Here is a 13890-nt window from a genome sequence, read left to right on the forward strand (position 1 = left end):
ATGAAAAAAAATCTTTTATTGATTGTACTGCTTATGACATTGATTCCATTGGCAGGCTACAGTCAGAACGAAACGAGTACACAGTTTACAGTGGCAGGCGTGATTGTGGATGCAACCGGCGAGCCATTGGTAGGTACGGCTGTTTATGTAAAGAACGAACCGGGAGTCGGCGTAGTAGCGGATCTGGACGGAAAGTTCAAGATAAAAGTAACGAAAAACGCTACACTGATATTCCAGTCAGTGGGTATGAAGAATGTCGAGATGCTGATTACCAAAAACGAAGAAAAGCTTAAGATCGTCATGAAAGAAGACGAGACTAAGATTGACGAAGTAGTGGTAACGGGTATGAGTTCCCAGAAAAAAGTATCTGTGGTAGGTGCCATCACCACCATTGACGTTGCGCAGCTAAAAACTCCCGCCACTTCCCTCAATAATATGATCGGAGGTCGAATGGCAGGTGTTATCACTATGCAGAGTTCGGGTGAACCGGGCAAAAATATCTCCAACTTCTGGATTCGCGGTATCAGTACTTTCGGAGCCAGCAGTGGAGCCTTAGTACTGATCGATGGTCTCGAAGGAAGATTGGAAGATATTGATACCGACGACGTTGAATCGTTCAGTATCCTGAAAGATGCCGCAGCAACGGCTGTCTACGGAACACGCGGAGCAAATGGCGTGGTATTGGTGACTACCAAACGTGGTACCAGTGGAAAATTAGAGGTGACCGGACGTGCTACGATGAAAATATCACATATCAAACGTCTGCCCGAATACCTGGGAGCATATGATTACGCACTCCTTGCCAATGAAGCCAGAGCGATGTCTGGGGAAGACGATCTGTACACCCGTCTTGAACTGGATCTGATCAAAAACAGGCTGGACCCGGATCTTTATCCGGATGTAAACTGGATAGATGAAATCATGAAAAGGAATTCTATTCAGCAGAACTACTATGTCAGTGCTAAAGGAGGAGGTGACGTTGCCAGATACTTCTTGTCGCTGGGGTATCAGGATGAAGGAGCCGCCTATCGCCAAGAGGAAAATCTGTTTAAAAAGCCATTGAGCGTAAACAAGCTGAATTATCGTGCCAATATCGATATGAATTTGACCAAGACGACCCAGCTATACTTCGGTGTAGATGGATATGTCAATTCTTATGTCAGTCCGGGCGGAGGGAACACAGATCTGGTATGGTCAGCCGTCCAGCAGTTGACCCCCCTTCTGTTTCCGGTCACTTACTCTGACGGCACGCTGCCCGTATATGGCGGATCACGTGAATTGGCTTCTCCATATGTTATGCTGAATAATACCGGATACATGCAAAGCGAGGACAACCGAAACATGCTGACGCTGAAGCTGACGCAAGAATTCGGAGGATTTCTGAAAGGACTGACGATGTCGGTACAAGCGATGACGGAACATATCGGCTACTTCAGCGAATACCGCAGGATTTGGCCCGACCTCTACCGTGCTACCGGACGAACCGCACAGGGAGTCTTGATTAAAGCGCTGCGCTCAGCACAATCAAGTATGGCATACGGAAGTGGCGAAAACTCTTACAGGCAATACTATATGGAGGCGAAAGCCAACTGGAACCGGTCGTTCGGAGACCATACCTTTGGCGCGTTGCTCGAATACTATATGAAAGATGAGAAAAACTCTCTATGGGGCAAATATGATGATTTAGGTATCGCCAGCATCCCCAAACGCCATCAGAACCTTTCCGGACGTATCTCCTATGACTATAAAAACCGTTATTTCATCGATGCGAATTTCGGTTATACAGGTTCTGCACAGTTCAAAAAAGGAGAACAGTTCGGTTTCTTTCCTTCCATTGCCGCAGGATGGGTTCCTTCCTCTTATGCATGGTGGACAGAGAAACTACCTTGGTTTACGTTCCTCAAAATTCGCGGCTCTTACGGTATCGTAGGTAACGACCAGATTGTTTCTACCAACGATTATACCGGCCAGGGACGCTTCCCTTACCTGACCCTGATAGACAATCATGCCGGATCTGCTTGGGGATATCGTTATGCGGGTATCACAGAAACCCATACCGGAGCCGACAATTTGAAATGGGAAGTAGCAAAGAAGGCGAATCTTGGTATCGATGCCAAGTTCTTTCACGACAAGTTGTCCCTGACAGTCGACATATTCCGGGATACTCGTGACCACATCTTCCAGGACCGTGTGACGTTACCTTCTTACGTAGGTATGGTGACTTATCCGAAGTCGAATGTCGGACGTATGCACAGTGTAGGATCGGACGGAAATATTGAGTTTTTCCATACTATTAATAAGGATATGAGTTTTACGGTTCGTGCCAATTATACATTCTCACAAAATATCATCGACTATTTTGAAGAGAATAAATTACCTTACGACTATCTCAGTGTGACCGGCAGACCCTTTAACATCTTACGCGGATATATCTCCGAGGGACTATTCGCCAGCAAAGATGAGATCAATACCAGCCCCGATCAAAGCGGATTCGGAAAGATACGCCCGGGCGACATCAAATATCGCGATGTCAACGGCGATGGTATTATCAATGAAGACGATAAGGTGCCATTGTCTTATTCCAACCAGTTACCAAGAGTGATGTATGGATTCGGTGGTGACTTCCAGTGGAAAGATCTGACTGTTAGTGTCTTGTTCAAAGGTTCCGCCAAGGTAGACTACTATCGTGCAGGGCTTGGAAACGACAACGGATGGATTCCGTTCTATAATGGAGACTTGGGAAATGTGATCAAACTAGCCAACAATCCCAAGAACAGATGGACGCCCGCATGGTATTCGGGAACTACTGAAACGGAAAATCCGAATGCTGAATTTCCACGTCTCTCTTACGGAGGTAATAAGAACAATTCTCAATTGTCCTCCTTCTGGAGGCGGAACGGTTCTTTCCTGCGCCTTCAGGAAGTTAGCTTGCGATACAGCCTGAAACATCTGCCATGGATTAAAGCGGTAGGATTGTCTTCCGTCGATCTGGAATTTGTGGCGAATAACCTGTGCACTTTCGACAATGTGAAATATTTCGATCCCGAACAAGCATCGGCAAATGGTGCTGTCTATCCGATACCTGCTACCTATTCATTCCAGGTATACTTAAGATTCTAATCACATAACATTGAAAAATTTATGAAAAATCGAATTAAAATACTTTTGGGAGCCGTGATCGGCAGTTCTTTGCTGCTCAGTTCCTGCAATTTTCTGGATGTAGACAATTATTTTCAGGCTACATTCAAGGAAGATTCCATTTTCCACAGCATGAAAAATGCCGAAGGATACCTTTGGAACACCCCGACCCGTTTTCCCGACGCGGGTGCCATTTGGGGAAACTCATGGAATCCGGGAGAAACTGCCTCGGACGAGATTGCCGTCAGATGGCAGACCAACGAGTTTTGGGGAGCGCAATTCAGTGTTGGTACTGTCAACGGAAGAAACCTGCGGCAGGATATATGGTATAGCATGTATGTAGTAGTGGCAAGATGTAACCGGATGCTGGAAAATATCGATAAAGTGTCTGATATGACAGAAGCCGACAGAAGACGTTACATCGGATACGTACACTTTATGCGCGGTTATGCCTACTACCATTTACTGATGAACTACGGTCCGTTGCTCATTGTCGGAGACGAAGTACTAGGTACTTCCGAATCTGCGGAATACTATGACAGGGAACGGTCTACATACGATGAATCGGTGGATTATATTTGCAATGAATTCAAGCTTGCCACACAAGGTATTTATGGACCGACCGAGCAGAGTATCAGCTATTCCGACCGTCCTACCAAGGGGGCAGCTTTAGCGTTGATTGCCCGTCTGCGCCTGTTCCAAGCTTCTCCGTTGTTCAATGGCGGTGATGCCGCCCGCTTGTGCTTTAGCAATTGGAAGCGCAAAAGCGACGGTGCCGATTACGTAAACCAGACTTATGATCCCGACCGTTGGGCGGTAGCAGCCGCTGCCGCAAAGCAAGTGATCAATATGGAATACTATTCACTGTTCACAGTGGCACCGGACAATCAATACCCTTATCCGTTGGCAGATAATGTTCCTACGGCTCCTTTCCCCGATGGTGCGGGTGGTATCGACCCTTACCATTCTTTTGCCGATATGTTCAACGGTGAAGGTATTATTCAAACCAATAAAGAGTTTATCTGGGCAATGGCATCCCAAAATGTGACTAATTACACGCACCACTCGTTCCCTGTTAAATTCGGAGGCTGGGGCGGCATGTCCGTACCTCAGAGAGTGGTCGATTGCTTCCTGATGATGGATGGCAGAGACATCCACAATGCATCGGCAGACTATCCGTATGTAGCGGATCTCAGTCAGACAATAGGTACGAATAAAGTGCTGGGAAACTATCAGTTGAGAGGTGATGTTCCGAAGATGTATGACAACCGTTCGGCACGTTTCTATGCTTCCATCGGATTTCCCGGACGCTTGTGGACTATGAGTTCCGCTTCTTCCGACGCAACCTATGTCAACCAGCAGTTCTGGTATTCTCATGATGATACGCAAGCCGGGTTGGCCGGTGCGGGAAATAACGTCAATGATTACAATATCAGCGGCTACACTCCCGTCAAGTTTGTCCATCCTGACGATTCATGGTCGAGCGGAAAAGGAAGTGTGAAAGGCGCATTTGTTACTCAGCCTAAACCGTTTGCCATCATCCGTTATGCCGAAGTACTTCTTGAATATGTAGAAGCGTTGAACCGGGTGACGGGTACGGTCACTGTTACTACTCCTGATATGACAGGTACGGATGTCGAAGTGACTGTCAGCCGTGATATTCAGGAAATGGCTAAATACTTCAATATGATCCGCTATCGTGTCGGATTACCCGGTCCGGCTTTGGGTGACTTCAACGAGGTGGAGAGATTTGAGCAGATCATCCGTAATGAACGACAAGTGGAACTTTTCAACGAAGGCTACCGCTATTTCGATACCCGTAGATGGGGTACTTACCTTACCGAGGATGCCAATACGTCTAACTGGCAGGGATTGGATGTACAAAAAGACCGTACGGACGTCGCCGGCAATCCGGGATTCTGGAACATCGTGACCATTGACCAACAGAATATCCGCGATCGCGTCGCACTGCCCAAAATGGTATTTATGCCGATCAGTCACTCTGAATTACTGAAAGTACCTTCCATGGACCAGAATCCGGGATGGGACAGATAATGAAAAACAAGAATAACAGAAAGATAATATGAAAAAGATATTAACTATAATTCTTTGCTCTGCTTTGGTTATGATAAGTGGTTGCGATAAGTATGATTTCGATCAGGAACAGTTCCGCAAAGAAGTAAATTTACTCAGTAATTCCAACTTGGTATATGATCGCCAGGTAGCTGAGTTGCAGCAGGGAGGAGATACCCTTTTCGTGGTAGCTTCGTTGAGTGGATCGCAGGCTACCGACGAACCGGTAACAGTGGTGCTGCAACATTCCGATACACTGTTGAGGGCTTACAACAAATCCAATTTTGATATCAATAAAGCCCGTTTTGCAAAGTACTTGCCGGAAGAATGCTATGAATTTCCAACGATGGAAATGAACATTTCCGCCGGCTCTTCCAAGGCTATGTTTCCGGTGTATCTGAAAAATCTGGAAAAGATTTCACCCGACTCCATCTATTTTCTCGAATATAAGATAGATTCATTGAGAACACCGGACTGTAATCCGAAAAAGAGGCACGTGCTGCTTCGTATCCACAAGGAGAATTACTATGCGTCCACGCAGACGGCAACTTACTACAATTACACCAGTAGTACGGTCATTATCCCGAATCCGGATGGGTATAGTGAAGTTCGCCGTCCGACCAATTCCAACCGTGTATTTCCTATCTCTGAGAACTCTGTACGTTTGATGGCCGGTGATGAAAATTTCACTGACTATACCACTGCGCTGGATATCATCAATAAGGGGAGCATCATTCTGGAAATGGGAGCACAGTTGCCCGAGAATCCGTTGGCAAAGGAACTCACTATCCTGCCGTATCAAAGCATCGACGTAGTGCAGCTCACACCCATCGGCGAATATGACAATACGTATTTATTGAATGTCATCCGGACGCCCGACGGACGCTCCACTTATTATAAGGAGTTCCGCCTCCATTACAAATACCGTTTGAAGTCTACCGACCTCTACAGGGAGGTAAATGCCAAACTGAGATACCAATTCAATCCAAGAGTAGAAAACTTGTAATGCATCTAATAATATGAAAAAAAATATACTAATCATCGGACTGACAGGAATCCTGGGAACTTTCGTAGCTCTCTCTTCCTGTGGTCCTGATTATGAAACTGAGTTCAATGTACTGACATTGACCATTCCCAGCGAGAGCCAGGCGGCTGTTGTTTTTCCGCTTTCCGGCGGCGAACATGAGATAGAAGTGGAGACCAACGTGGCGCTCGATAACTGGACGGTAAGTTCGAATGCCGAATGGTGCAAACTACAAAAGCAGGAAGGTAAAGTCACGGTTTCTGCCGATCAGAATGAAGGCTATAAACAGCGTATAGCAGAAGTTACGATAGCATACGGTCACCAGAGTTATTCCATAAGTGTGAAACAGTTCGGCTTGGAACCGGTGATCGATATACCCGGATTGACGGATGATGGAATGAAGGCGGTGGATGCTAAAGCGACTTCACTTTCTATCCAGGTGAATACCAATCTGAATCTGGATGTCATCACTGTACCGGATACCTGTAACTGGGTACGCTTTAACGAACCGAAAGAGCTGAAAGCAAAGAAAGGACAAAAAGCTGTAAAAGCGGAAGATATCGTCAAGAAAAATCTGGTATTCAGTTTGGATCAGAATACTGATACCATTGTGAGGTATTGTACAATCACCCTTCAGTCGTCACAGAATTACAACTGTGTCGGCACGTTCATTATCAAGCAGCAGCCGAGAGGATATATTGTTGACATTGACGATGCACACAAGGTCTTTGAAGTGAAAGCAATGGGCGAAACGATCACGATTCCTTTCAAAGTGAACGGTCCTGCGGGTGCGGAATATGAATATGTGATTGACGAAAATGCTCAAACATGGATTAAGCCTGCAACTGCACCGCTCACCAGAGGAGCATTGCGTGATGCTTCCGAAAGCTTCATCATAGAGCCTAACACCGCAGTTGTAGAACAACCCCGTGAAGGAACGATAACGTTCACAAGTAAAGATCCGGTTGATCCAAACAGCTTTACAGTTACTGTGAAACAAGCAGGATTCGTTCCCGTTCCTCCTGTAAATGTGGTGAATGCTACCGCTACACCGGGAGCCGGACACATCACTCTGCAATGGGAAGCACCGGAAGATGTGGATTATAGTAAAGTGAAAATCACGTATTATGATAAGGTCACAAAAGAAAATAAAGAGATAGAAATAGATGGATTCAAGACAACATCGGCTATCATAGATGATACCTATCAGTGTGCTGGTGAATATTCCTTTACTTTCAAGACCTACGGTCCTACGGGAATGGAGACTGAGAGTCCTGTAATCATTACAGGTACTTCCGGTGAAGCTTCCGAGTTGGAACGCGTCATTCTCACTGTTGATATGCTTTCTGCTAATGCGACACAGGACGGTGATGGAGGTGGCTTACCTGCTTTGATTGACGGCAAAGGTGGAACTTATTATCATTCCAGATGGCAAGATCCAGTCGTATCAGAAGCCCATTACGTGCAGATTAAACTGAACAAACCGTTGCAAGGGCTTCGTTTTGAATATGATGCGCGTCAGACTGGCATAAATAATGGGGGCGACGTAACGATCGCAACTATTTACGGAAGTACCAACGGTGAATACTTTGAAAGCATGGGTACGGAAGAGTTCAATTTACCGACATCAAACGGTGGTCATGCTACCGCTAAAAACAATGTGAATGGTAAACAAGCTTACAACTATATCCGATTTACTCCTACGGGTCGCCGTAATCAAGCCACATTGGACTATACTAACGCTAATAAAGCATGGTGGAATATGGCTGAGATGTATCTCTACAGAGTAAGGCATGATGAAGCCTGGGCCAAAGAGCAGTTAGGCATCTGATAAACTAATGGAAAGACTGGCGGGGAGGAAATAAGATTAGATTAGACACATTTTCCTATAAAACTCCCTGTCAGTCATTTTTTTTATTTATATTATCCGACTATTGAGAATCATGTACATGAAAACAAAGAAACTGAATATCATATTACTTGTTTTGCTGCTAATCTGCACAGCCGTCGGTTGTCATTCACGGCAGAAACCGGACATTCGTCCCCATCCCGTAAATCTCAGTGCCGACAGTTTTTATCAACAGGCGGTAGCCATCCTGCAATCGTCTTATGATGTCGATTCCACCCGGAAGTGTATCAGCCTTCTGGACCGGGCACTGTCGATTGACAGTCTCAACCCCGATTATTATGGTACCAAAGCTAAACTACTGGCTGAGATGGGGGAGCTGGATTCCGCATTGCATGTCCAGACTTTGGCAATGGAGAGAAAAGCGATAACAGGAGAATACCTGTTTCAGTTAGGATTGTTTCAGGCGGCTAAAGATATGAATGCTGATGCGCATCAAAGTTTCGGAAAAAGTCTGGAAATTCTGCGGGCAGTGCTCGAACAATATCCTGACAGTTTGGGAGCATTTATTCTTGAAGAATCCGCCAATGCGCTTTATCAGGGAGCAGACAGCATTTATATGAAAGACATCGATGGCATTCGCAAACGTTTCCCGAACAGGCTTCTGGAAATAGAGATGATCCGAAGGTTGAAGCCGCATTCGCTGGTGAAGCAAATCAAAAAGATTCAGATAGAGAATGAATATAACATTGACTTCGATTTGGATAGTCTGGTCAACGAAATGGAAAAACAACAAAAAATATAAATACTATGTTATTGGATAAAATAAAACATATACTATGTATCTCTCTTATTCTGCTGGTGGGAGTCACTACTCTTTATGCTTGCAAGAGTGATGATAAAGAGCTGCAGGGAGAACCGGTGCTGCAAGTTCAGAAATCCATTGGATTCAAGAAAGAGGGTGGGGAAGTAGCCGTACCTGTCAAATCGAACCGGGAGTGGAATGCATCGGTAACTGAGGGAAAAGAATGGCTGACGGCAAGGAAAGCATCGGATACAGAACTGACGGTTTCGGCAACATCCAGTCCGGAAAAAGGAGTCAGAGAAGGAAATATTACTATCACCAATAATGCGCTGACTGCTAAACTCAGAGTTGTGCAGACAGGCGGTGACCTGATCATTGAAGTGTCTGACGAGAGCCGTGTCATTCAGGTGGCGGGGACAGGAAACGATCATATGGAAGTCAACTTGCTTTCCAATACAGACTATGAAGTAGTTATTCCGGAGGAAGCCAAAGACTGGATTACCGAGAAAGAAGTACCTGATACAAGAGCTGATCTGGCATCCAGTACACGAATATTTTCCATCGCTTCCAATCCTTTGACTACAGAAAGGAATGCTACGATCAAGTTTGTATCCAAAGAAAATACAAGCATTTATGACCAGTCGGAAATCAAACAACAAAAGAAATCGAGTGACATTTCGGGGGTGAATCCGGAGAAGGATGTAAAACTGAAAGTTACCGGCGGATACGACACCGACCATCAGCCGGGGCAGGATATATCGAAGTCTTATGACGGTCAGTTCGGCGGAACCTGTTATCATTCCACATGGAGTCAATCTGCAAAATTCCCCGTTACTCTTGAATATCAATTCGATCAGAATCAGCTTACGCTAGACTATATCCTGTATCACAGCCGAAATGGTAACGGTAATTTCGGAGCATTCGAACTTTACATCAAGCCTCAAGGAAGTGCGGATTTTGTTCATATACAAGATTATGATTTTAAAGGAGCAGGAGGCAGCCACAGGATATTGCTGAACGATCCGGTTGTACCTGCGGCTGTTCAATTCAAAGTTAAAAGCGGATTGAATGATTTCGTCAGTTGCGACGAGATGGAATTTTTCCATGCTACGGAAAATCCGCTTGACGAACAACTGACAACTGTATTCACCGACCGTTCATGCAGTGAACTCCGCCCGGACGCTTCCGACGAAGTCATCAACCGACTTCCGTCATTCTTTAATGTGCTGGCAAAGTCTTTGCAGAGCAATACTTATCCCGAAGCGGAAAAGAGATTCAGGATACAGGCTTATCAGGCATACAGCGTGCCCGAATATTGGGGAGATAAATTGAGAACCAATTACTACTCGCCTCTCTGCAACCCTACCGGTATCATAACGAATGCGGGTGAAGAGATGGTTGTTTTAGTGGACGGCATACCGCAAGGTGAATCCATTTCATTAAGATGTTGTTCGGATCTGGGACCCGATGGTGAAGAACGATTTCTGAAAAACGGAATCAACAAGTTTTCTTTTTCACGTGCGGGAAATCTGTTTGTCATCTATCAGAAACTTGATCCCCGTGGCATGCTGGCAGTGAAAATACACTTTCCGCCCCAGTATGTGGAGACAACGGAACATGCGCGTGTAGGCTTCAATGTATGGGATCTGACTGTGGATAAAACCGATGATCTGTTCCGCGAATATATCCGGAAGGCAAAGTCTGTCACTTTGGACGGATCTGATAAATGTGTATTTGTACTGAAAGGTAGGAAGATTCTGTTTACAGCACTGAAAGACTTGCTGCAAAATCAGGACAACTTCAAACAATATGGGGTAGTAAGGGGAATGGAACGATGGGATAACCTGATAGATTGGGAGCAGGAACTGGCTGCTATCGACACTTATTCGAATACGGGAGAATTCAATTCACTGATGCATGTCACTACTTTCACCGACGGACTTTATGCTACCAATTATTACATTAACATGGCAGCCGGTGATGTAAGCACAAAAGACGGATGGGGATTCAAAAACAACTTCGATCCGCGTGATATGGATAAAAATCAGGACAATGAATGGGGGCCGGGACATGAACTCGGACACATGCATCAGGGAGCTATCAACTGGCCCAGTACTACGGAATCGAGCAATAATCTCTTTTCTAATTATGTGGTGTACAAGATAAACCAGTGGGGATCACGTGGTAGTTCCATCGGGACATTGGCTGCTTACCGATATGCGCCTCCGACCCCTTGGAGCAGATTCATGCATCCGCGAGATCCGAACACGCTGGCATTTACCCCTCAGGACATGACATCTGATGATGCCAATAAATATGGATTATATCAAGGAGAAGCCTCCGAAATGCATATGCGTCTCAACCAGCAATTGTGGACCTATTTCGAACGTATCGGCAAGAAACCGAATACCATCCGTAAGATATTCGAGCAAGGACGTACCTCTGAATTTTGGTTACCTTTCAATGATCCGGGCGCAGCACAGCTGATGTATGCGCGCAACGTAGCAAAAGCCGCTAACATGGATATGACCGAATTCTTCGATGCCTGGGGATTCTTTATTCCGGTTAGTTTCAAGTTGTATGCTTACGGAAGCTTTTCATATACCGTGACACAGGATATGATTAATCAGACGCTGGCTTATATGAAAACATTTTCCACTAAATGTCCGCCTATTGAATACATTGAAGACCGAAGATATCAGGTAGGAGCCAAAGGCAATCAAAAAGGTATATCCGAAGATGGAGGAGATGTAGGGTACTTCGAAACATTCCAGAACAATGTGAAAATCACCAAGACTGTAAGTTATACCGTTTCCGGAAGAACATACACTGTGACTAATGGCGAACAGGCGGTTGCTTTCGAATTAATCAAGGGTGGCAAAAAAGTATGGTTTGCCAATCGGTTCGTATTTACCGTACCTGCCGGAGCAGACATTGAAGGAGCGGAACTGTACGCTGTTCAGGCGGACGGGCAACGTATTAAAGCAAATAAATAGGGAAACTTACTGAATATCCCCAATCTTATATGGAATGAAGAGTAGCTTTTACTTTTGCGTAGAAGTTACTCTTTGTTCTAATGAAGATAATCCTCGAATTTCCATCCTGTATCCGATGAATAGTTTGCTTTTACATACCGTCCCTGAAAAATAGAACCGTTTATTGTCTGTAACCATCCAAAACTCCAACGAGGCAACTTACTAATCTGTTTTATTAATTGTTTAGTTAGAGCTTGTTCTTCTTTATTCATAATCTCGTCGGGGGATAATAAATATCCGGTCGTTTTACCTTTTTTATTTGTTACCAACAATATATCTAAACCAAATTTTGTAGTTGATGTTTTATCCTTTTTCAATTTGCTATTAACGAACTCTTCTAATAAATCCAGTTTATATTGAAGATTACTATACCAGCAACCATCTGTACTGGCAATAGGCGAATACTTGATAGTAGGACGAGAACGACGAGGACCTTCCATCGTTCCGGTTTTTGCAATATCTAAAAAGTTTCGTGATATTACCTGTCCCTTTTCTATGTCAAACTCAGCTACATTCTTCGTCACAATTTCTCCAAATAAGTCTTTGGGACACGATAAGGCTGTTATCTTCCCCGAATACCATATTGCAGGAATCCCTAAATCGTCTTTTCCATATTTTTCAGCCAACTTATTCTTATAGATCGATGCTTCATTCGACTTTCCTTCTTTTGATGAATATATTTTCTTTAAGTATAACGTAGCCTTTTGTCCTGAAAAATATTCAAAGCACCATTCTGCACGAATATCTTTTGGTCTTTGTAAATCAGATGGTAATAGAGATTGTTCCATAAATATTCCTGCTTCAGGAGATTCTTCAATATTATAAATAATATCATGATTCTTCAAAGTATCGATAGCTTTTTGCTTTTTATAGTTAGATATCATCTCTTTGACCGGAATATAATGCTGGGCATAAACGTTATAAGTATAACATAAGATACTTAGCAAAAGAAACTTTTTCATAACTTTAATCTTTTATGACAGAGTCGTTTTAATGAAAATAATCATTAAATCTCCAGCCCGTATTTTGCGAATAGTCCGCTTTCAAATATCGTCCTTGAAAAATTGAACCATTTATTGTTTCCAACCATCCAAAACTCCAAGGAGATAGCTGATTAATACGCTTTAGAAGATTATTAACCAATATTTTCTCTTCTTGTTTTTCTGTTTTTTGAGGGGATAAAATATATCCTGATTCTTTTCCTTGGTTATCGGTTACAATTAAAATAGATAACGCAAATGCTTTTATCGATGATGTTACAGCATCTTGGTTTACAAATTTTTCTAATGCTCCCAAATCATTATATCGCATACTATCATACCAGCAACCGTCTAACATCATTGCTTTCTGTGACTTTTTTTCTATGCTTCCTTTTTTTATAGGTACATTTTCTTGTGAGATAACAATACCCTTAGAAATAGTTAATACAGCTTTTTCTCTAGATACAATTTCTCCAAACATATTTAACGGGCATAATAAAACATCAATCTTTCCCGAATACCAGACAGCAGGAACTCCATTGCTGTTTTTTCCATATTTATCGGCTAATTCATCTATAAGACTAATTCCATTTTCGTCTTCGATCTGCATTAAAGTGAGGGTACGTCTTAAAGGATCGCTGGAAGAAAGGGTATACAATAAACTCCATTTTATTTTGTCATATTCTAAATTTATTTTTGGTTCTGAAAATGGAAAAAGATCTTTATTAACTACAACTGCGTCTACTTCAAAGCCATCTATGGATTGCATAGGTGTATTTTTTACTTCAGATTTACTAAAATTCAAAATCATGTTCGAGATTGGCAGGGTTTTAGTTTGACCCAATGTTGTGTTACTGATTATAAAACAATAGCACATAAACCATATAAAAGTCTGTTTCTGCTTCATGAGTATTAATTTAAAGTTGTGTGATTCTGTAAAGATAGAAATAAATTTTGCATCTTTGTAAAGAATATGAATCTTTTTTTAT

8 protein-coding genes are annotated in these 13890 nt (G+C 43.5%); 6 read left to right on the forward strand and 2 right to left on the reverse strand.

Annotation, left to right across the window (positions count from 1 at the left end; genetic code table 11):
• The 6 genes from DW640_RS01055 to DW640_RS01080 all read left to right on the forward strand — a co-directional run bounded on the left by DW640_RS01055 (position 1) and on the right by DW640_RS01080 (position 11882).
• Entirely contained in the window at positions 1-3120 is a 3120-nt protein-coding gene (locus tag DW640_RS01055; protein WP_016268476.1) for a TonB-dependent receptor, read from the forward strand.
• A gap of 21 nt (positions 3121-3141) precedes the next feature.
• Positions 3142-5193, forward strand: coding sequence for a RagB/SusD family nutrient uptake outer membrane protein (locus DW640_RS01060; RefSeq protein ID WP_008764461.1), 2052 nt, complete (start codon positions 3142-3144; stop codon positions 5191-5193).
• A 28-nt stretch (positions 5194-5221) separates the two neighbouring features.
• Positions 5222-6217 carry a BT_3044 domain-containing protein gene (locus DW640_RS01065; protein ID WP_008764462.1) on the forward strand — a complete coding sequence of 332 codons (996 nt, stop codon included), beginning with the start codon at positions 5222-5224 and terminating at the stop codon, positions 6215-6217.
• Positions 6218-6230: 13 nt separating this feature from the next.
• Complete coding sequence (locus tag DW640_RS01070) at positions 6231-8066, forward strand: BACON domain-containing protein (RefSeq protein WP_008764463.1); 1836 nt, start codon at positions 6231-6233, stop codon at positions 8064-8066.
• A 118-nt stretch (positions 8067-8184) separates the two neighbouring features.
• Positions 8185-8886 carry a lipopolysaccharide assembly protein LapB gene (locus DW640_RS01075; RefSeq protein WP_182427097.1) on the forward strand — a complete coding sequence of 234 codons (702 nt, stop codon included), beginning with the start codon at positions 8185-8187 and terminating at the stop codon, positions 8884-8886.
• A 5-nt stretch (positions 8887-8891) separates the two neighbouring features.
• Positions 8892-11882, forward strand: coding sequence for a M60 family metallopeptidase (locus DW640_RS01080; RefSeq protein WP_117576891.1), 2991 nt, complete (start codon positions 8892-8894; stop codon positions 11880-11882).
• Positions 11883-11959: 77 nt separating this feature from the next.
• Here DW640_RS01080 and DW640_RS01085 read toward each other — a convergent pair whose 3' ends face one another.
• On the reverse strand, positions 11960-12883 hold the full coding sequence (locus DW640_RS01085; protein WP_117576893.1) for a DUF5030 domain-containing protein: 924 nt from the start codon (positions 12881-12883) through the stop codon (positions 11960-11962).
• A gap of 28 nt (positions 12884-12911) precedes the next feature.
• Positions 12912-13808, reverse strand: a complete 897-nt coding sequence (locus tag DW640_RS01090; RefSeq protein ID WP_117576895.1) for a DUF5030 domain-containing protein — start codon at positions 13806-13808, stop codon at positions 12912-12914.
• Positions 13809-13890: the final 82 nt, after the last annotated feature.

Source organism: Bacteroides sp. AM23-12, assembly GCF_003434395.1.
Classification (GTDB): domain Bacteria; phylum Bacteroidota; class Bacteroidia; order Bacteroidales; family Bacteroidaceae; genus Bacteroides; species Bacteroides thetaiotaomicron.

Excerpts from the sequence above, each read along its gene's own strand:
- DW640_RS01055 (WP_016268476.1), top strand. The coding sequence starts at position 1 with ATGAAAAAAAATCTTTTATTGATTGTACTGCTTATGACATTGATTCCA.
- DW640_RS01060 (WP_008764461.1), top strand. The coding sequence starts at position 3,142 with ATGAAAAATCGAATTAAAATACTTTTGGGAGCCGTGATCGGCAGTTCT.
- DW640_RS01065 (WP_008764462.1), top strand. The coding sequence starts at position 5,222 with ATGAAAAAGATATTAACTATAATTCTTTGCTCTGCTTTGGTTATGATA.
- DW640_RS01070 (WP_008764463.1), top strand. The coding sequence starts at position 6,231 with ATGAAAAAAAATATACTAATCATCGGACTGACAGGAATCCTGGGAACT.
- DW640_RS01075 (WP_182427097.1), top strand. The coding sequence starts at position 8,185 with ATGAAAACAAAGAAACTGAATATCATATTACTTGTTTTGCTGCTAATC.
- DW640_RS01080 (WP_117576891.1), top strand. The coding sequence starts at position 8,892 with ATGTTATTGGATAAAATAAAACATATACTATGTATCTCTCTTATTCTG.
- DW640_RS01085 (WP_117576893.1), bottom strand. The coding sequence starts at position 12,883 with ATGAAAAAGTTTCTTTTGCTAAGTATCTTATGTTATACTTATAACGTT.
- DW640_RS01090 (WP_117576895.1), bottom strand. The coding sequence starts at position 13,808 with ATGAAGCAGAAACAGACTTTTATATGGTTTATGTGCTATTGTTTTATA.